The organism is Stenotrophomonas sp. AS012628 (assembly GCF_010608305.1).
Classification (GTDB): domain Bacteria; phylum Pseudomonadota; class Gammaproteobacteria; order Xanthomonadales; family Xanthomonadaceae; genus Stenotrophomonas; species Stenotrophomonas geniculata.
In genome coordinates this window covers 1-20,299 of the sequence record NZ_VMBJ01000015.1, presented here as the reverse complement: position 1 = coordinate 20,299, position 20,299 = coordinate 1, and the positions used below count along the sequence as shown (strand labels likewise).

Below are 20,299 nucleotides of genomic sequence, written 5' to 3'. Positions count from 1 at the left end.
CAACGCAACAGATAGACACCAAGGGGAACCCGCACCGTGCAGACCACCGACCACCCGAGTTCTCCGACCGCCACCCCGCCGTCTTCGTCCCGTGACCACAGCATGAAAATCAAACGATTCGTCGCCGCCGACATGCGCTCGGCCATGAACCTGGTGCGCAAGGAACATGGTCCTGACGCCGTGATCCTGTCCAACCGCCGGATCGAGGAAGGCATCGAGATCGTCGCCGCCGCGAACTATGACGAGAGCGCCGTGCAGCGTGCACTGGAAGCCTCGCGCCGTGACGTGGCACCGCCGCCGGCACCCAAGCCGCGCACCGCCGCCGATGCCGTCATTGCCGCAGTCACCCGCCGTCGCAGCAACACCCCCGCTCCGGAACCGGTTGCCGCGACCACCTCGGCCGTGGCCGCCCTCGCCCGCGCCGCGGTCGGTGCCACCGGCCGTACCCTGGACAGCGCCGACGAGATCGTGCCGACCCGCGGCAGCACCGGCTTCGCCGCGACCTTGGCCCGCGCTGCCGTCAACGAACCGGCGCTGCCCGAACAGATCTTCGCCCCGTTCGCCGAGGCCATCGTTGCACCGGCATCGGCACCGGCCGCCAGCGCGCCAGCCAACCGTGCCCGCTTCCAGATCGACCCGCCGCACGAGATGCATCACGAAAGCGCGGCCCCCGCCGTGCAGCCGCCGCCGCTGCCGGGCGCGGCTCCGACCGAAGCACAGCCGGAGATCGCCGCCAGCGAACCGGCAGTGGCCGACGCCGTCATCGAAACCTCGCCGGAGCCCACCCTCGCCCCGGCCCCGGTGCTGACCGTGGTCGCCCAGGACGACGCCGAGATCCGCCAGCTGCGCCAGGAAGTGGCCGGCATGCGCCAGGTGATCGAGCGCGAGATGAACCGCTTCACCGACGAGCGCCTGCGTGGCTGCCCGGTGCGCGCCACCGCGCTGGACCTGATGGACGAGTACGGTTTCGACGCCGGCCTGGCCCGCGACGTGGCCATGCAGATCCCGCTGGAGACCGAAGCCCACCGTGGCCGCGGCCTGATGCTGGGGCTGATTTCGCGCAAGCTGCCGATCGCCCCGGTCGACCCGCTGGAAGAAGGCGGCGTGATCGCCCTGGTTGGCCCGACCGGCGCCGGCAAGACCACCACCATCGCCAAGCTGGCCTCGCGCTTCGCCGAGAAGCACGCGCCGCGTGATGTGGCCCTGGTCACCACCGACACCACCCGCATCGGTGCCCGCGAGCAGCTGTACGGTTACGGCCGCCAGCTCGGCATCGCGGTGCACGAGGCCAACAGTGGCACCGACCTGGACCAGCTGCTGGAACGCCTGAAGGACTACAAGCTGGTGCTGATCGACACCGCCGGCCTGGGCCCGCGCGACCGCGCGCTGGCCGCCCAGCTGCAGTGGCTGCGTGCCGCCCGCCAGGTGCGCACCCTGCTGGTGCTGCCGGCCAATACCAGCTTCGGCGACATGGACGAGGTGGTCCGCCGCTTCGGCGCCGCCAACCTGCAGGGTCTGGTGCTGAGCAAGCTGGACGAGACCGGCCGCTTCGGCAACGCCCTGTCGGTGGCCGTGGACCATGCCCTGCCGATCACCTGGGTGACCGATGGCCAGGACGTTCCGGAGGACCTGCACCGGGCCAGTGCGGCCAATCTCGTACTTCGCCTTGAAGATTTGCGCCGCGCGGCCGATATGCCCTGCAACCCGGAGTTGAACCATGCCGTCGCGTGAGTACGCCAAGCTGACCAAGACCTTCCCGCTGTCGGCCACCCGCAGCGAGCCGCTCGGCCCTGTGCGCACCATTGCCGTCACTGGCGGCAAGGGCGGCGTGGGCAAGACCAACGTTTCGGCCAACCTGGCCGTGGCGCTGGCTGGCATGGGCAAGCGCACGCTGCTGCTGGACGCCGACCTTGGCCTTGCCAACATCGACGTGATCCTGGGCCTGAACCCCACCTTTACCCTGGCCGACCTGGTCGCCGGCCGCTGCACGCTGGATGACGTCATCGTCGAAGGCCCGAACGGCGTGCTGGTGGTCCCGGCCGCGTCCGGTCGCCGGCACATGGCCGAGCTGGCCCCGGCCGAGCACGTCGGCCTGGTCAACGTGTTCTCCGAACTGGAACGCGAACTGGACATCATGGTGGTGGACACCGCCGCCGGCATCACCGATGGCGTGCTGACCTTCTGCCAGGCCGCGCAGGACACCGTGGTGGTGGTCTGTGACGAGCCGGCCTCGATCACCGACGCCTATGCGCTGATCAAGGTGCTGTCGCGCGAGCGCGGCGTGGACCGCATCCAGGTGGTGGCCAACATGGTGCGCGACCCCAACGAGGGCCGCGTGCTGTACGAAAAGCTGACCCGGGTCTGCGAGAAATTCCTCGCCGATGTCTCGCTGAACTATCTGGGCTGTGTGCCGCAGGATGATTGGCTGCGCCTGTCGGTGCAGCGCCAGCAGCCAGTGGTAAAGGCCTACCCGTCCAGCCCGGCCGCGTTGGCGATCACCGAGATTGCCCGCCGTACCGCACGCTGGCAGGCGCCGACCGAACCGCGCGGCGGCGTTGAGTTCTTCCTCGAGCGTATTCTCAAGCAGCGCGGGGTGGCCGCATGAAAGGCGCAGCCCAGTACCGGGAAGTCCAGCGCACGGCGGCCAACGAGGTCATCGCCCAGCATTCGGACCTGGTGCGGCGCATCGCCCACCACCTGGCCGCACGCCTGCCGGCGAGCGTCGAGGTCGACGACCTGATCCAGGCCGGCATGATGGGACTGATCGAAGCCTCGCGCAGCTATGACGCCGACCAGGGGGCTTCGTTCGAGACCTATGCCTCGATCCGCATCCGCGGTTCGATGATCGATGAGATCCGCCGTGGCGACTGGGTGCCGCGCTCGGTGCACCGCCGTGCACGTGATGCCGCCGCCACCATCCGCCGCCTGGAACAGAGCAGTGGCCGTGCCGCCAGCGCCACCGAAGTGGCCGCCGCGATGGAGATGCCATTGCCCGAGTACCTGCGGCTGATGGAAGACGCTGCCCGTGGCCAGGTGCTGAGTCTTGAATCGCGCATCGAGGACCAGGGCGAGCTGGACACCGTGGCCCAGGGCGGCCCGACCCCGCAGCAGGTGCTGGAGCGCGGCGAGTTCGGCCGCGAGCTGGGCAAGGCCATCGGCCACCTGCCCGAGCGCGAACAGCTGGTGCTCTCGCTGTACTACGAGCAGGAACTGAACCTGAAGGAGATCGGCGCGGTGCTCGGCGTGAGCGAGTCGCGGGTCTGCCAGATCCACGGCCAGGCGGTACTGCGCCTGCGTGGCCGGCTGAAGCTGTTCGAGGCCGCCGACGCCGGCCTCGAAGAATGAACATCCCCGAGGCGGCTGCCCCCGGCCGTCCGGAATGAACAACAAAGGAATTCTGCTTTGAACAAGAACATGCGCATCCTGATCGTCGACGACTTCTCGACCATGCGTCGAATCGTCAAGAACCTGCTGGGCGATCTGGGCTTCACCAATACCGCCGAAGCCGAGGACGGGCATGCCGCGCTGTCGCTGCTGCAGAGCCAGCCGTTCGATTTCGTGGTCACCGACTGGAACATGCCGGTGATGACCGGCATCGAGCTGCTCAAGGCGATCCGTGCCGATGCCAAGCTGAAGACCCTGCCGGTGCTGATGGTCACCGCAGAAGCCAAGCGTGAACAGATCATCGAAGCCGCCCAGAGCGGCGTGAACGGCTACATCATCAAGCCGTTCACCGCGCAGACGCTGGAAGAGAAGCTCGGCAAGATCTTCGAACGCCTGGCGGCCAGCGCCTGATGGATACCACGGTCGACAAGAGCGCCCTCGCCCTGCGCCTGCAGGAGGCCCTGGACGCACTCGAGTCCGGTGACGAAGCCGCCTGGCGGCAGCGCATCGACGGACTGGTCGCGCTGCGCACGCAGCCGATGATGAGTGGGCTCTCGCGGCTGGCCCGCGAACTGGGGCAGGCGCTGGGTGAACTGCCGACCGTGCCGAGCGAAGCCGGGGAACTGGACGATGCCTGCGCGCGCCTGGACCACGTGGTGGCGATGACCGAGCAGGCCACGCACCGCACCCTGGACCTGGCCGAGGAATGCCGCAGCCTGACCGAACAGCTGCGCGCCGAAGGCCTGCAGCCGGGCCAGGACGCGCAGCTCGAGCGCATCCGCCACAACCTGACCGAGATCGCCCTGACCCAGAGCTACCAGGACCTGACCGGGCAGATCATCCGTCGCGTGGTGGGCATCGTCCGCCGCGTGCACGAAGGCTTCGGCGCACTCGGCCTGCCACCGGAACAGCATCGCACCGACCCGGAACTGGCCGGGCCGGCACTGAAGGGACTGGACCGCCACGCGGTCTCGCAGAACGACGCCGACGACCTGTTGTCGGATCTGGGGCTGTAAGCATGAGCGCGGTATCCGACGACATCACTGCCGATTTCATCATCGAGGCACAGGAAATCCTGGATCGCCTCGGCGAACAGCTGGTGTCGCTGGAGCAGGCACCGCAGGACAGCGATCAGCTCAACGCGGTGTTCCGCGGCTATCACACGCTCAAGGGCGGCGCCGGCTTCCTCGGCGTCACCGCCATGGTGGAGCTGTGCCATGCCGCTGAAGAAGCGCTGGGCGCCGCGCGTGCCGGCCAGGCGGTGCTGCAGGCCCATCACTTCGACGCGGCCCAGCAATCGCTGGACTACCTGCAGTCGATGCTGGATGCAGTTTCCTCCGGCACCGAGCCGGGCTATGCGCCGCCGGACTTGATCGCCCAGTTCGACGTGCACGGCGGTGCCGTGGCGGCACCCGCCGCCGCCGCAGCACCCGCCGCGGGTGGCAGCGACCTGATCACCGACGACGAATTCGAGGCCCTGCTCGACCAGCTGCATGGTGGCAACGCGCCGACCGCGGTCGCACCAGCGAAGAAAGCCGACGACGGACTGATCAGCGAAGACGAGTTCGAAGCCCTGCTCGACCAGCTGCACGGTGGCGCCGCACCGGGCACCAAGCCTGTTGCCGCCGTGGCACCGGCGCCGGTTGCAGCCCCGCGCCCGGTCGCCGCACCGGCACCGGTGGCAAAGCCGGCCGCCAAGCCGTTGGCCGAGGCCGAACACACCGTACGCGTAGACACCAAGCGCCTGGACGCGATCGTCAACCTGATCGGCGAACTGGTGCTGTCACGCAATCGGCTCAAGACCCTGCGTGCACGCCTGCGCGATGAAGAATTGGACCGCGCCGTGTCCACCCTGGACATCGCCACGGCCCGCCTGCAGTCGGCGGTGATGCGTACCCGCATGCAGCCGGTGGGCAAGGTCTTCTCCCGCTTCCCCAAGGTGGCCCGCGACGTCGCCCGCTCGCTGAAGAAGGAAGTGGACCTGGAACTGATCGGCGCCGAGACCGAGCTCGACCGCAACCTGGTCGAAGCGCTGGCCGACCCGCTGGTGCACCTGGTCCGCAACGCCATCGACCATGGCGTGGAAATGCCCGACCTGCGCGAGGCGCAGGGCAAGCCGCGGATGGGCCACGTGCGGCTTTCGGCGCAGCAGGAAGGTGACTACGTCAGCATCGAGGTGCAGGACGATGGCGCCGGCATCGACCCCGAAAAGCTGCGCGCCAAGGCACGCGAGAAGGGCCTGATCGATCCGGAAGCGGCTGCGCGCCTGAGCAGCGAGGAATGCCTGCACCTGGTGTTCCTGCCGGGCTTCTCGACCAAGCAGCAGGTCACGGATATCTCCGGCCGCGGCGTTGGCATGGACGTGGTGCAGTCGCGCATCCGCGAACTCAGTGGCCAGATCCAGATCCAGTCGGAGCTGGGCCGTGGCAGCCGCTTCCTGATCCGCGTGCCGCTGACCCTGGCGATCCTGCCGACCCTGCTGGTTCAGGCCGGTGAGGACGTCTACGCGCTACCGCTGGCGCGCGTGATGGAAGTGCTGCACGCACCGCGCACGTCGCTGGGCTGGTTCGATGGCCGTGCCGTGCTCGACCGCCGCTCGCACACCCTGCCGCTGGTCGATCTCCGCCAGTGGCTGGATGTGACGCCGGCCGCCTCGCCCCTGCTGACCATCGTGGTGCTGCAGGCCGGCGAAGCGCGCTTCGGGCTGGTCGTGGACCAGGTGCGCGGGCGCGAGGAAGTGGTCATCAAGCCGCTGCCGAGAGCCCTGCGCGGCCTGCGTGGTTATGCAGGTGCAACCTTGATCGGCGATGGTCGCATGGCCTTGATCCTGGACGTGGACGGACTGCGATGACCCCCGCCGGGCGTCGCCCGGCGACCCGAAAACTGTGACTACCGTCTGTACGCGATCTACCGGTGTCTCAAGTCCCATTCATACACGCCGATACCGGAACCATGGATAGACTCAGCCTCATTGGACTCTTTCTCGCCCTGGCCTCGCTGGTCGGTGGCAGCATCCTCAAGGGCGCCGGCCTGGCGTCGTTATGGTCGCCTGCCGCGTTCGTGATTGTCATCGTCGGCACCGTCGCCGCGATCCTGCTGCATACCTCGCCGGCAGTGTTCAAGCATGCCTTCAAGATCGTGCGTTGGGTCGTGCGCCCGCCGCACAGTGATCGCCGCGAACTGATCCAGCAGATCGTCGAGTGGAGCAACATCGCCCGCCGCCAGGGCCTGCTGGGCCTGGAATCGCAGGTGGAAGCGCAGCAGGACCCGTTCCTGCGCAAGGGCCTGCAGCTGCTGGTCGACGGCGTTGAACCCGAATCGATGCGGCACATGCTGGAAATCGAACTGGGCAGCCAGGAGCATCAGGACCAGGCCGGCGCCAAGGTCTTTGAAGCGATGGGCATCTACGCACCGACCCTCGGCATCATCGGCGCCGTGCTCGGCCTGATCGCGGTGATGAAGAACCTGGCCGACCCGAGCAAGCTCGGCCACGGCATCGCCGCAGCGTTCACCGCCACCATCTACGGCATCGCCTCGGCCAACCTGCTGTTCCTGCCGGTGGCCGCCAAGCTCAAGAGTGTGATCTCGCACAACACCCGCGATCGCGAAATGGTCATCGAAGGCCTGATCTCGATCGCCCAGGGCGAGAACCCGCGCAACATCGAAACCAACCTCTCCGGCTTCCTGCACTGACATGGCCCGCCGCAAGCACCACGAAGAGCACGCCAACCACGAAGCATGGGCGATTCCCTATGCCGACCTGATGACGCTGTTGCTGGCCTTCTTCGTGGTCATGTACGCGATTTCCTCGGTCAACGAGGGCAAGTATCGGATCATGGCCGACGCGCTGACCGATGCCTTCGGTGGCGCACCGCGCACCATCAATCCGGTGCAGGTGGGTAACAAGCAGGTGCAGGGTGGCGGCTGGGACAGCCCCTCGGTGATCAAGTCCGGCACCAAGATCGGACCCTCAGCGCCTGCACCGTCGCACGACCCGACCCTGCTGCCATCGATGGCCTCGCAGATGCGCATGCCGGTGTCGGTGCACAACCAGGAGCAGATCGCGCGCGCCGAGCGCCAGCTCAACAGCATCGCCGACCGCCTCACCGCCGCACTGGCGCCGCTGATCGACCGCGGCATGATCAGCGTGCGCCGCACCGAACTGTGGATCGAAGTCGAAATCAACAGCGACATCCTGTTCCCGACCGGCTCGGCCGCGCTGGACGTGCATGCGCGGCAGACCCTGGCCAGCCTGGCCGAGGTGCTGCGTGACGTGCCCAACAGCGTGCGCGTGGAAGGGCACACCGACAACGTGCCGATCGCCACCGCCACCTTCCCCTCGAACTGGGAGCTGTCGGCCGGACGCGCCGCCAGCGTGGTACATCTGTTCGCCGACCAGGGCGTGCAGCCGTCGCGGCTGGCGATGGTCGGCTACGGCCAGTTCCGCCCGCGCGAAGAGAACGACAGCGCGCAGGGCCGCAACCGCAACCGTCGGGTGATGGTCATCATCCTGGCCGACACCTCGCATTCGGTGGACCCGCTCGGCCAGCGCCTGAACGCAGCCACCAGCGCCACCGACAGCACCGCTACCGAACAGGCCGCCGCAACTCCGGCCAGCGCCCCCACCTCCCCCATCGCACCGGTGAAGTTGCCGCCGGTGCCGGCTGGCAGCCGCGTCGGCGCCGCCGTTCCCCCGGCAATGAAGGAGTAAACCGATGCGCATCTGGGCAGTCGCCAACCAGAAGGGCGGAGTCGGCAAGACCACCACCACCCTCGCCCTCGGCCGTGGCCTGGCCGCGCTTGGCCATCGCGTGCTGCTGATCGACCTCGATCCGCACGCCTCGCTCAGCCGCGCCTTCGGCGTGCCGGTGGATCCGCCGCCGGCCGGCGTGCTGGAACTGTTCGGCGCACCGCCGGCCGATCTTTCCAGCCTGTGCCATGCCAGCAGCATCCACGGCCTGGACTATGTCTGTGCACAATCCGCGCTGGCCACATTGGAACGCCGCAGCGCCAACCAGCCCGGCCTCGGCCTGGCCCTGCAGAACGCGCTTGCCCGCCATCAGGGACAGCACGACTACATCCTGCTGGACTGCGCACCCACCCTCGGTCTGTTGATGATCAACGCACTGGCCGCGGCCGACCGCCTGATCATTCCCACCCAGGCCGAGCCGCTGGCTCTGCATGGCCTGGAGGGGATGGTCCGCACCGGCGAGATGGTCGAGCGCTCGCGCCGCCGCCCGCTGCCGATCTCGATTCTGCCCACCCTGTTCGACCGCCGCACCCGCGCCGGCAACGAATCGCTGCGCACGATGCAGGATCGTCACGGCACCCGCGTGTGGGAGGACGCCATTCCCATCGACACCCGCATCAGCAACGCCGCCGGCCTGACCCTGCCAAGCGTTGGTGAGGACTACCCGGGCCGCGGCCTGGCTGCCTACCGCCGCGCCCTGAACTGGATCCTCGGCGAGGATGCCCGCGCCCTGGAGCAGGCCGCATGAACAGCACCGGCGTACTGGACGACTATCTGGACGAACTGCTGGGCGAAGCGATCGCCGTGGCGCCACCGGCTGCACCGCCTGCGGCCAGCGACGAAGCGTGCCCGGCGATTGCAGCGGACGCCGAACGCGAGCCGACCTGGGACGATCTTCCGGCCGAAGTGATCTACGAGACCGACACCGCGGCCACCACACCGATTGAGGACGACGCTGCGCTGGAAGCTGCATTCGAGGCCGCTGCTGGCGCGCCCGAGCGCGAGCCGACCTGGGACGACCTGCCGGCCGAGGTGATCTACGAAACGGAGACTGTTGCTGCTGCCCCGGCAGAGGACGACGCAGCACTGGAAGCCGCCTTCGAGGCCGCCGCAATGCCTGTCGCCGCTCCGGAGCGCGAACCGACCTGGGATGACCTGCCTGACGAGGTGATCCACGAGACGCCCCCTGCTCCGGCTGCCGCCAAGGCAGGTCCGGAACCCACCTGGGACGATCTGCCGGACGAAGTGATCTACGAGACCGATACGGCCGACAGCCATCGCCTCGCCCACACCGACAGCCCCGGCCTGCAGGCTGCATTCGAGGCCGCAGCAGGCGGCGAGGACGTTCCTGCGCCACCACCGGCCGTAGTCGCAGCACCCGCTCCAGCGGCACGCACCGATGCCGCGCCGCCACCGCGCGTGGCCGTGGACGCGCCAGCAGGCAACCGTCCGAACAGCTGGCAGGAACTGCAGGCACAGGCACATCGGCCCGCCAGCAGTCCGCATCCGCAGAACCGACGCGCCGGCGAGCGCACCTCGCGCTGGCTGCGCCTGCGCTGCGGCACCCAGGCCTATGCACTGGAACTGCTGAAGGTGCAGGAAGTGGTGCTGCCGGTGCCGCTGCTGCCGTTGCGCGGCACCGCACCGGCCATGCTCGGCATCATGAACCTGCGCGGCCAGGTGGTGCCGGTGATGGATCTGGGCCTGCACCTTGGAGCCGCGGCCGCCGAAGACGACTCACAGACCCGTATCGTGGTCCTGGAAGAAGACGGCGAGACCATCGGCCTGCGCGTGTCGGCGGTGGAAGATGTCGCCAACCTCACCGATTCGCAGATCGAACCGCCCGATACCGCGCGCATCTGCCAGATCTCCAACGACCTGTTCCGCGGCGTCGCCCGGGTCAGCCAGCGCCCGATGATCCTGCTGGATGCCACGCGGCTGTTGAGCTGAGTCGGCGCTTTGCGCCGACGCGTTACCTGTCGGGGACGCACCGCGTCGATTCCCCTAAAGAACCCCGCCGGGGTGCCGTTATGGATCACGGAACCGTTTGTCCGGAGCAACGATGAGTACTGTCGAACTGGGTGGGGATCTCGGCATCGAGAGCACCACCGAGCTCAAGAACCGCCTCGCCCCGCTGGTGGCGCAGGCAGGCGAGCTGACCCTGGATGCAAGCCAGGTCGCCCGCATCCACACGGCCGCCGTGCAGGTGCTGTGTGCGTTCGTGCAGGCCCGCCGCGAGGCAGGTCTCGGCACCGGCTTCCACGGTTGCACTGCAACCTTCCGTGACGCCGCGCGCCTGCTGGGCGTCACCCAGGCCCTGGGCCTGGACGTAACCCATGACAACCTGAAATCTGTGGAGAACGCTGCATGAGCGCACGTATCTTGGTGGTGGACGATTCGGCGTCGATGCGCCAGATGGTTTCCTTCGCCCTCACCTCGGCCGGTTTTGCCGTCGAAGAAGCCGAAGACGGCGCGGTCGCGCTCGGTCGCGCCAAGGGCCAGCGCTTCAATGCGGTGGTCACCGACGTCAACATGCCGAACATGGACGGCATCGCGCTGATTCGCGAACTGCGCCAGCTGCCGGACTACAAGTTCACCCCGCTGCTGATGCTGACCACCGAATCGGCCGCCGACAAGAAGTCCGAAGGCAAGGCCGCCGGCGCCACCGGCTGGCTGGTCAAGCCGTTCAATCCCGAACAGCTGGTCGCCACCGTGCAGAAAGTGCTGGGCTGATCGCCCGCCACCGCTCCCCCTCTTCGCTTCCGGACCACCACTGCCATGAGCATGGACCTGCAACGCTTCCACGCCACCTTCTTCGAGGAGAGCCGCGAAGGCCTCGACGCGATGGAGGCTGGCCTGCTGGCCCTGGAATCGGGGCAGCAGGACGCGGAGATCATCAATTCGGTGTTCCGCGCCGCCCACTCGATCAAGGGCGGCGCCGGCACCTTCGGCTTCGATACGATCGCCGGCCTTACCCACGTGCTGGAAACGCTGCTCGATGAACTGCGTGCCGGCAAGCGGGCGCTGGAAGGCCACGCGGTCGACGCCATGCTGTCCTCGGTGGACGTGCTGCGCGCCCTGCTGCGCGAAGCCGAACACGGCCAGGCTGCCGATCCGGCTGCAGTCGCTGCGGTGAAGGCGCGCCTGGAAGCGGTCCTTTCCGGCCAGCCCGCACCGAGCGCCCCCGCTGCCGTCGCGGCCAAGGTGGACGATACGCCGGAAGCCTGGCAGATCGGCTTCACCCCGGCACCGTCGCTGTTCATGAGCGGCAACGACCCGCTGCGCATCATCCGCGAACTGGAGCATCTCGGTTCGCTGCAGGTCGCCGCGCGCATGGAACGCCTGCCGGGCTTCGCCCAGCTCGACCCGCTCGAGGCCCATCTGGCGTGGGATCTGGGCCTGGTCGGCAAGGTGCCGCGCAGCAAGATCGAAGACACCTTCGCCTGGGTACTGGACGACTGCGAACTGGACATCCGTCCGGCCGCACCGCCGAGCCTGGCTACACAGGCGCCCATTGCAACCGCCCCTTCCACACCGGCTGCCGTCGTACCGGCGGCGCCTGCTGCGCCCGCCACCAGCGGCGGCGCCAGCCAGGAAGCCGAAACCTCGATCCGAGTCAGCGTCGACAAGGTCGATGCGCTGATCAACCTGGTCGGCGAACTGGTCATCACCCAGGCCATGCTCAAGCAGGTCTCGCACGCACTGGACCCGGTCCACGCCGAGAGCCTGTTCGCCGGCCTGGACCAGCTGGAACGCAACACCCGCGACCTGCAGGAAGCCGTGATCGGCGTGCGCATGCTGCCGGTCGATGCGGTGTTCCGCCGCTTCCCGCGCCTGGTCCGCGACCTGTCCAGCCGCCTTGGCAAGCAGGTCCGCCTGCGCACCGTCGGTGAAGGCACGGAACTGGACAAGGGCCTGATCGAAAAGATCGCCGACCCGCTGGTGCACCTGGTGCGCAACTCGATCGACCACGGCCTGGAAATGCCGGACGTGCGTCGCGGCGCGGGCAAGGACGAAACCGGCACCATCACCCTGGCAGCCTCGCATCAGGGCGGCCACATCGTCATCGAAGTCAGCGACGACGGCCGCGGCCTGGACCGCACCAAGATCCTGGCCAAAGCCCACGAACGCGGCCTGGCAGTGCCGGACAACCCTACCGATTCGCAGGTCTGGGACCTGATCTTCCAGCCTGGTTTCTCCACCGCCGATGCAGTCACCGACCTGTCCGGCCGTGGCGTCGGCATGGATGTGGTCCGCCGCAACATCCAGGCGCTGGGTGGCGAGGTGCAGATCGAAAGCAGCCTTGGTAACGGCACCCGCACGCTGATCCGCCTGCCGCTGACCCTGGCCATCCTCGATGGCATGACCGTGGCAGTCGCGGGCGAAACCCTGATCCTGCCGCTGGCCTATGTGCTTGAGGCCCTGCAGCCGCAGGCCGAGGACATCCGCAGCATGGCCGGCGAAGGCCGCGTGCTGCGCGTACGTGGCGAGTACCTGCCGATCCTGTCGCTGAGCGAATACTACGGCTACGGCAACCGTGCGCCGGGCAGCGAATCGCTGGTGGTCGTGGTCGAAGGCGATGGCCAGAAGATCGCACTGGAAGTGGACGAGCTGGTCGGCCAGCAGCAGGTGGTGGTGAAGAACATCGAGAACAACTACCGCCGCATCGGCGGGGTGTCCGGTGCCACCATCCTCGGCGATGGCCGCGTGGCCCTGATCGTCGACATCGGCGGGCTGGTGCGTTCGCTGCGGATGCCGCAGGCCGCCTGATCCACGTTGCAGGCGTGTACTGGACCGCCGCCCTTCGGGGCGGCGGTTTCTGTTTGTGTTCGCCCTGCCAGTGGGATCAGATTCCATTCCGCAGGAAAGGGATCTGATCGCGGGACGGCACCCCGATACCAAATCGTGAACTCCGTCGACACGATGGCTGCGGGCGTAACCACTTCATCCAAGCGAAGCCGCGTCGCTGCAACGCTTTCGCGCCGTCATCCCTACGCAACCGAATGTGATCTGCGTCCATAAAGTCCATCCGGACTGCGCCGCTATTTCGCTTTGACGGCCGTCACCGAACCCCCACCGGGCACCACCGTTCGCTCTGCAACCACCCCCAAACCGGCGCACAGACGCCGGCACTCTGCCCACCTGGAGCACCCTGCATGAAGTGGTTCCAAGATCTGCCCATCGCCCGCAAGCTGGCCGTGGGGTTCACCCTCACCACGTTGATGACCCTGGTCCTCGGCGCGTTCGCCCTGCTGCGCCTGAGCGAAGCCAACGCGCAGCTGCGCGAGATGGCCGGCAACGATATCCCCTCCGTCCAGCACCTGGGCGAGGCGCGCTCGCAGCTCGGTGAGTTCCGTACCTACGAACTGGCCCAGCTGAGCATGCTGGACCAGCCGGAGAAGGTCGCCGACTACAACAAGCGCATGGACGACACCGCCAAAGCCGTGCATGACGAACTGGCGGCGTACTCGGCGCTGCCGGCGCTGGAGAAGGAGCGCGAACTCTATCGCGCGGCCAGAACGCAGCTGGATCGCTACTTCGCCGCCAACAAGGCGATGCGCGACGCCGTGACCGCCGGTGACGGCGCCCTGGCGCAGCAGATCTCCGACGAGCAGTCGCGCCCGGCACGTCGCGACCTGTTCGCTGCAATGAAGGCACTGGGCACCCACATCGCCGGGCAGATGGATGGCAAGATCGCCGACGCCAACGCCACCCATCGCAACAGTATGATCGCCATCATCGGCTGCATCGTACTGCTGTCACTGGTGGCCGCCGCGCTGGCCATCGTCATCTCGCGCGCGGTCACCGGTCCGCTGGGCAAGGCCGTGCATGCCATCCAGGCAGTTTCCCGCGGCGACCTCAGCGTCAGCACCCAGGCCACCAGCAAGGACGAGGCCGGCAAGATGCTGGCCGCCACCGCGGAGATGACCGCGATGCTGCGCCGCTTCAGCGAGCAGACCCAGCTGATGGCCCAGATGCATGCCGGCCCGGACATCAGCCACCGCATTCCGGAAGATTTCCCGGGCGTCTATGGCCAGCTGGCCAACGGCATCAACACGGTGATCTTCGAACACCTCGATGCGATCGTCGATGCCATTGAAGTACTCAACCAGTATGCCATCGGCAATCTGACCCCGGATGCACGCCGCCTGCCCGGCAGCCGCGCGATCCTGCACGAATCGATGGACGCCGCCAAGGCCAGCCTGCTGGCCATCAATACGCAGATCCAGCACCTGGCCTCGGCCGCCGCTGCGGGCGACTTCAGCCAGCGCGGTGACGCGCAGCGCTTCGATCACGATTTCCGCGTGATGATCGAGCAGCTCAACAGCATGATGCAGGTGGCCGACGGCAACCTCGGCCAGCTCTCGCAGCTGCTGCAATCGATCGCCGCCGGCGATCTGACCGCGCGCATGGACGGCCAGTTCAACGGCGTGTTCGCGCGCATGCGTGACGATGCCAATACCACGGTTACGCAGCTGACCCAGATCGTGAGCCAGATCCAGGCCAGCGCTTCGAGCATCACGCTTGCCGCCGGCGAGATCGCCTCGGGCAACAGCGACCTGTCGCGCCGTACCGAGCAGCAGGCCGCCAACCTGGAGGAAACCGCCGCCTCGATGGAGGAACTGACCTCCACCGTGCGCCAGAACGCCGAACACGCCCGCCAGGCCAACCAGCTCGCCATCGGCGCCCATGGCGTCGCCTCGCAGGGCGGTGAGGTGGTCGGCCAGGTGGTCACCACCATGTCCGCCATCGAAGCCTCGTCGAAGAAAATCGCCGAGATCATCAGCGTCATCGACGGCATTGCGTTCCAGACCAACATCCTGGCGCTGAATGCCGCCGTGGAAGCCGCGCGTGCCGGTGAACAGGGCCGCGGCTTCGCCGTGGTCGCCAGCGAAGTGCGCACCCTCGCCCAGCGCTCGGCGGCTGCCGCCAAGGAGATCAAGGGCCTGATCGATGATTCGGTCGGCAAGGTTGCCGAGGGCTCCAGCCTGGTCCACCAGGCCGGCAGCACCATGGGCGAGATCGTCGCCTCGGTGCAGCGCGTGACCGACATCATGGCCGAGATTTCCGCTGCTTCGCAGGAACAGTCGGCCGGCATTGAGCAGGTCAACCAGACCGTGGTGCAGATGGACGAGACCACCCAGCAGAACGCCGCGCTGGTGGAGGAAGCCACCGCCGCCGCGCGTGCAATGGAAGACCAGGCCGTGCAGCTGGGTGAAGCCGTGGCCCGCTTCCGGCTGGCATCACAGGGCACGACGGCCATCCCGGCACGCCCGCTGGCGGCACCGGTACCGCGCCAGGTTGCAGCCGCCGCACCGGCCGCAACGCCGGTCCCGGCGCGTACGCTGCGCACCGCGACAGCCCAGCCGGCGCTGGCCGCAGACGGCGACTGGCAGGAGTTCTGATGTACCCGGGGTCGGATCCCTTTCCTTCGGGAAGGGGATCCGACCCCGGACGCACGGAAAGTGATGCAATTCTCACTTCATAATCCGGCACAGTGGCCGATATCCCCATCGAGCCTCGCGCCAACGCGTGCTGGCGCCCGCCCCTGACCGTAGATTCCATGTCCGACGGCAACGACACTGCAGTGCATGATGTCCACGCGGCTGATGCCGCTGACGAACGTTTCCTGGTCCGCAATCCGCGCCAGCTGCGGCAGCTGCTGCGATCGCTGATCGACCAGCGATCACTGATCAATGCGCATATCGACGGCCGCGACCGCTCGTTCCCGACCGCGCTGCTTGAGCTCGACGAGGACGAAGACACCCTGCTGCTCGATGGCAGCCCGCAGGAGGCGTCCAACCGCGCCGCCGAACAGGCCGATCATCTGCTGTGCTTCGCCCAGCTCGAACGCGTACTGGTGCGGTTCCGCCTGCAGGCACTGCAGCGTGTGGACAATGACGGCCACGTCGCCTTCCGCGCCCCTCTGCCGGACGAGCTGGTCCATCTGCAACGACGTGAGATGTACCGGCTGGAGACGCCCGTCACCGATTCGCCCCAGCTGCTGGTCCCCGCCGGCGAGAGCCGCGCCGAAGCGCTGTCGATGCGGGTGGTGGACATCAGTGGTGGCGGCCTGGCGGTGGCCGTGCCTACCGACTGCGCGGTGTTCAGCCTGCAGAAGCGCTACCCGGCGGTGCTGTCGCTGCCCGACGGCCCGGACCTGGAGATCGAGCTGGTCGTCTGCAACCTGCTGCCGCAGCGCCAACCCAACGGCATCGAGATCAAGCGCGTGGGCATGCGCTTCGACATCCTGCCACGTGGCGCCGACAGCGCCATCCAACGCTATATCTTCCGCATCGACCGCCAGCGCAAGGCGCGCCGCAACGGCGAGCTGTAGGGCTCGTCCAACCGGTAGTGCCGGCCGCTGGCCGGCAACCTCGCGACAACGCGGGGCCCACACCTAAAGTCCCCCGACGAGGGGCCGATATCGAGCCTGACACCGGGACTTCCGGCAGAACCAGGACCCCTCGATGAACGACAAGACCAGCTCCACCGCCAGCGCCGGTGGCGAATTCCTCAGCTTCACCCTCGGTGCCGAGCACTACGGCGTGGACATCCTCAAGGTGCAGGAAATCCGCGGCTATGACGCGGTCACCCGGGTGCCGGATGCACCGGACTACATCAAGGGCGTGATCAACCTGCGCGGCACCATCGTCCCGGTCATCGACCTGCGCCTGAAGCTGCGCCTGGACGACGCCCGCTACGACGCCTTCACCGTGATGATCGTGCTGAACGTCGACGACCGAGTGGTCGGCATCGTGGTCGACAGCGTCTCGGACGTGATCCCGCTGTCGGCCGAACAGATCCGCCCGACCCCGGAATTCGGCGCCGCCGTCGATACCCGCTTCATCTCCGGCATCGGCACGCAGGACGACCGCATGCTGATCCTGCTCGACATCGAGACCTTGCTGGACAGCGCCGACATGGGCCAGGCCAACGTCGTTGAAGACGCCGCCGCCTGATCAAGCGGACCTGCTTCACGTTCTGGTCACACAACCCTTCAGTTCCCTCCAGCAGTGCCGATAGGGGGACAGAAGCCGGTCGCGCAGGAGCGCGCAGAACCGGAACGACCATCACCATCCCCGGAGATACACCTCGATGAAGTCCCTGCTTGCGTTCGTTTCGGCCGCTGTCCTGGCCACCACCGCTTCCGCCGCGTTTGCCCAGTCGGCCGACATGATCCCGCCGGAACTGGCACCGCGCTCGGTCGGGAAGGACGGCATGGTCTGCGGCAAGGTCGAGAAGGCCCGCTACGCAGAAGGTTCCGAAGGCCAGCCGACCTTCCTGTACATGGGCGGCGCCTTCCCGCGCCACACCTTCTCGGCGCGCATCGCCGGCGAGAACCGCGGCAAGTTCTCCTTCCCGCTGGAAACCCTGGAAGGCAAGACCGTCTGCGTGATCGGCAAGATCCAGCGCGACGCCTCGCGCGCGGAAATCGAAGTCAGCTCGCCGGCCGGCCTGAAGCTGGCCAACATCAAGTAATCCGCTGTCCGTCGAACCACGCCGGACCTGGTGCCGGCGTGGTTTCTGCTGCAACCGGGCCCGACGCCCGGACGCGTCTGCCTTAGGAGATCGCAACGCCCATGCCGTGGATCAACAACCTCAAACTGATGCCGAAGCTGCTGCTGACCTTCGGCGTCCTCCTGCTGGTGATGTTGCTGCAGGGCATCGTCGCCTATCGTGGCCTGCATTCGCTGAACAATGTCACCACCGAGCTGGCGGGTTCTCGCATGGAGAGCATCCGCATGGCAGGCGAGATGCGCGGCATGCTGGGTGAATACCGCAACGCCGCCTACCAGCAGCTGATCCGCGCCAGCGACGACGTCAAGGCGGATGCACGCAAGCAGGGCGTCGAGCTGCGCGCGAGCATGGACAAGTCGATCAAGGAGTATCCGACCCTGGTCGACAACGCGCAGCAGAAGAAGCTGTTCGACACCTTCGCCAAGGAGTGGAAGGACGCCCTGGCCTCCTATGACAGCGTCACCGAGATGCTGGAACTGGACCTGCCGGACGACGCCATCGATACCTTCGTCGGCGAAACCCGCACCAAGCACCGCAAGGCCGCCTCGGCGCTGGAAGCGCTGATCGCCGAAGACAACCGCCTCGCCCGCGCGTCGCGCGAACAGGCCGCCTCCACGTATTCCGCCTCGGCCGTGCTGACCGTGATCGCCCTGCTGGGCGGCGCCGCGCTCGGCCTGGTGCTGGTCTGGCTGTTCGCCCGCGCCCTGGTCGGCAGCGTGCGCGGCGCCGTGTCGGTTGCCAACGACGTGGCCGGCGGCAAGCTCGATGGCCACATCGACGTCAGCCGCCAGGATGAAGTGGGCGAACTGATGCAGGCCATGCAGCGCATGCAGCGCGACCTGCGCGAGCGCATCGAAACCGACCAGGCCGTGGCGCGCGAGAACCTGCGCATCCGCACGGCGCTGGATTACAGCTCAACCGGCGTATACCTGACCGACACCAGCAACACCATCGTCTACAGCAACCGCGCCCTGCAGCAGACCCTGAGCCAGTACCAGGACGAAGTGCGCCGCGACCTGCCGGACTTCGACGCCCAGGCCTCGCTGATCGGCAAGCCGGTCACCGTGCTTGAACACCGCGGTGAAATGGACCAGACCCTGCTGGGTAACCTGAAGGCACACGGCGTCGCCCGTCGCCCGATGCAGTACGGCGATGCCCAGTTCGCCCAGGTGGTCTCGACCATCCGCAATGAAGGCGGCGACACCGTCGGCTACGTGGTGGAATGGCGCGACCGTACCCAGGAAGCGCAGGTGGAAGCCGAAGTGGCGCGCGTGATCGCCCAGGCAGCCGCCGGCGACCTGTCCGGCCGCATCGATTCCAGCGACAAGGAAGGCTTCTTCCTGCAGCTGGCCCAGCAGATCAACGGCCTGCTGGACGCCAATGCCGGCAGCATCGAACAGATCTCCGGCCTGCTCGCCGCGCTGTCGCAGGGTGACCTGACCGTGCGCATGCATGGCGACTACCAGGGCGTGTTCGCCCGCATGCGCGACGACGCCAACGCCACGGCCGCGCAGCTGAGCGAGATCGTCACCCGGATCAAGCAGTCCAGCCGTGCGATCAGCTCGGCCGCCGGCGAAATCGCCTCGGGCAACAGCGACCTGTCGCGCCGTACCGAACAGCAGGCTGCCAACCTGGAAGAAACCGCTGCCTCGATGGAGGAACTGACCTCCACCGTGCGCCAGAACGCCGAACACGCCCGCCAGGCCAACCAGCTCGCGATCGGCGCGCATGGCGTCGCCTCGCAGGGCGGTGAAGTGGTCGGCCAGGTGGTCACCACCATGTCGGCGATCGAAGCCTCGTCGAAGAAGATCGCCGAGATCATCTCGGTCATCGACGGCATCGCGTTCCAGACCAACATCCTGGCACTGAACGCCGCCGTGGAAGCCGCACGTGCCGGTGAACAGGGACGTGGTTTCGCCGTGGTCGCCAGCGAGGTGCGCACCCTCGCCCAGCGCTCGGCCGCTGCCGCCAAGGAGATCAAGGGCCTGATCGACGACTCCGTTGGCAAGGTCAACGACGGCTCGGCCCTGGTACACAAGGCCGGCGCCACCATGGGCGAGATCGTCGCCTCGGTGCAGCGCGTGACCGACATCATGGCCGAGATCTCTGCGGCTTCGCAGGAACAGAGCGCCGGCATCGAGCAGGTCAACCAGACCGTGGTGCAGATGGACGAGACCACCCAGCAGAACGCTGCACTGGTGGAAGAAGCCACCGCCGCCGCCCGCGCGATGGAAGAACAGGCCGGCCACCTCAGCGAGGCCGTGTCGATCTTCGTGGTGGACGAAGCCGAGGTCGTGGCCGCCCCGCGCGTCGTCGCTGCCCCTGCCCCGCGTGCTGCCGCACCGGCGGCACCGGCTCCGGCCGCCCCGCCCGCCCGCCGCAGCGCGGGTGGTCGCCCGATGGCCACGGAACTGGCCGACGGGGACTGGCAGGAATTCTGATGCCTGCCTGACCTGAGGTACGAGAACGCCCTGGCCCTGTGCTGGGGCGTTTTTGTTTACGGGATATCTGATTATCCAGCCAACGGCGAAGCCCCTGGGGGTGGTCGGTCGAAGTGCTGGGCTGCTGAGGGCAGGCCGGGAGGGTGGGCTGCGCAGGGGACGCCGTGAATACGTCCTTGTAGGCTCGGTCGCCGCATCCATG

Annotated in this window: 17 protein-coding genes and 1 pseudogene; all 18 read left to right on the top strand. The window is 67.6% G+C overall.

Features of this window, described 5'->3' with window-relative positions; genetic code table 11:
* Positions 1-102: 102 nt before the first annotated feature.
* The 18 genes and pseudogenes from flhF to G5A07_RS09050 all read left to right on the top strand — a co-directional run bounded on the left by flhF (position 103) and on the right by G5A07_RS09050 (position 20,097).
* A complete protein-coding gene (gene flhF, locus G5A07_RS09135; protein ID WP_099560630.1) occupies positions 103-1,731 on the top strand; it encodes a flagellar biosynthesis protein FlhF in 1,629 nt (542 codons plus the stop codon).
* Complete coding sequence (locus G5A07_RS09130) at positions 1,718-2,605, top strand: P-loop NTPase (RefSeq protein WP_010482449.1); 888 nt, start codon at positions 1,718-1,720, stop codon at positions 2,603-2,605. The genes flhF and G5A07_RS09130 overlap by 14 nt, the downstream gene beginning before the upstream one ends.
* Positions 2,602-3,345, top strand: a complete 744-nt coding sequence (locus G5A07_RS09125; protein WP_010482450.1) for an RNA polymerase sigma factor FliA — start codon at positions 2,602-2,604, stop codon at positions 3,343-3,345. The genes G5A07_RS09130 and G5A07_RS09125 overlap by 4 nt, the downstream gene beginning before the upstream one ends.
* A gap of 57 nt (positions 3,346-3,402) precedes the next feature.
* Complete coding sequence (gene cheY, locus G5A07_RS09120) at positions 3,403-3,795, top strand: chemotaxis response regulator CheY (protein WP_006365466.1); 393 nt, start codon at positions 3,403-3,405, stop codon at positions 3,793-3,795.
* Positions 3,795-4,400, top strand: coding sequence for a protein phosphatase CheZ (locus G5A07_RS09115; RefSeq protein ID WP_010482455.1), 606 nt, complete (start codon positions 3,795-3,797; stop codon positions 4,398-4,400). The genes cheY and G5A07_RS09115 overlap by 1 nt, the downstream gene beginning before the upstream one ends.
* A 2-nt stretch (positions 4,401-4,402) precedes the next feature.
* A complete protein-coding gene (locus G5A07_RS09110) occupies positions 4,403-6,235 on the top strand; it encodes a chemotaxis protein CheA (RefSeq protein WP_191863188.1) in 1,833 nt (610 codons plus the stop codon).
* Between the two features lie 101 nt (positions 6,236-6,336).
* Entirely contained in the window at positions 6,337-7,077 is a 741-nt protein-coding gene (locus tag G5A07_RS09105) for a flagellar motor protein (protein WP_010482457.1), read from the top strand.
* 1 nt (position 7,078) lies between these two features.
* Positions 7,079-7,945 (top strand): annotated as a pseudogene (gene motD, locus G5A07_RS09100) (flagellar motor protein MotD); the annotation flags it as partial.
* A 154-nt stretch (positions 7,946-8,099) separates the two neighbouring features.
* Entirely contained in the window at positions 8,100-8,882 is a 783-nt protein-coding gene (locus G5A07_RS09095; RefSeq protein ID WP_019338560.1) for a ParA family protein, read from the top strand.
* On the top strand, positions 8,879-10,084 hold the full coding sequence (locus G5A07_RS09090) for a chemotaxis protein CheW (protein ID WP_191863187.1): 1,206 nt from the start codon (positions 8,879-8,881) through the stop codon (positions 10,082-10,084). The genes G5A07_RS09095 and G5A07_RS09090 overlap by 4 nt, the downstream gene beginning before the upstream one ends.
* A 112-nt stretch (positions 10,085-10,196) precedes the next feature.
* Positions 10,197-10,505 (top strand): STAS domain-containing protein, encoded by a 309-nt coding sequence (locus G5A07_RS09085; RefSeq protein ID WP_014037092.1) that lies wholly within the window; start codon positions 10,197-10,199, stop codon positions 10,503-10,505.
* Entirely contained in the window at positions 10,502-10,867 is a 366-nt protein-coding gene (locus tag G5A07_RS09080) for a response regulator (protein WP_005409521.1), read from the top strand. Before G5A07_RS09085 ends, G5A07_RS09080 begins: the two co-directional genes overlap by 4 nt.
* Positions 10,868-10,912: 45 nt before the next feature.
* Positions 10,913-12,904 carry a chemotaxis protein CheA gene (locus tag G5A07_RS09075; protein WP_010482464.1) on the top strand — a complete coding sequence of 664 codons (1,992 nt, stop codon included), beginning with the start codon at positions 10,913-10,915 and terminating at the stop codon, positions 12,902-12,904.
* Between the two features lie 386 nt (positions 12,905-13,290).
* On the top strand, positions 13,291-15,540 hold the full coding sequence (locus G5A07_RS09070; RefSeq protein ID WP_053442964.1) for a methyl-accepting chemotaxis protein: 2,250 nt from the start codon (positions 13,291-13,293) through the stop codon (positions 15,538-15,540).
* A gap of 158 nt (positions 15,541-15,698) precedes the next feature.
* Positions 15,699-16,472: a flagellar brake protein gene (locus G5A07_RS09065; protein ID WP_029550863.1), complete on the top strand. Its 774-nt coding sequence runs from the start codon at positions 15,699-15,701 to the stop codon at positions 16,470-16,472.
* Positions 16,473-16,605: 133 nt separating this feature from the next.
* Positions 16,606-17,097 carry a chemotaxis protein CheW gene (locus tag G5A07_RS09060; RefSeq protein WP_010482468.1) on the top strand — a complete coding sequence of 164 codons (492 nt, stop codon included), beginning with the start codon at positions 16,606-16,608 and terminating at the stop codon, positions 17,095-17,097.
* Positions 17,098-17,233: 136 nt separating this feature from the next.
* On the top strand, positions 17,234-17,617 hold the full coding sequence (locus G5A07_RS09055; protein ID WP_010482470.1) for a hypothetical protein: 384 nt from the start codon (positions 17,234-17,236) through the stop codon (positions 17,615-17,617).
* A gap of 101 nt (positions 17,618-17,718) precedes the next feature.
* Complete coding sequence (locus G5A07_RS09050; protein WP_191863186.1) at positions 17,719-20,097, top strand: methyl-accepting chemotaxis protein; 2,379 nt, start codon at positions 17,719-17,721, stop codon at positions 20,095-20,097.
* Positions 20,098-20,299: the final 202 nt, after the last annotated feature.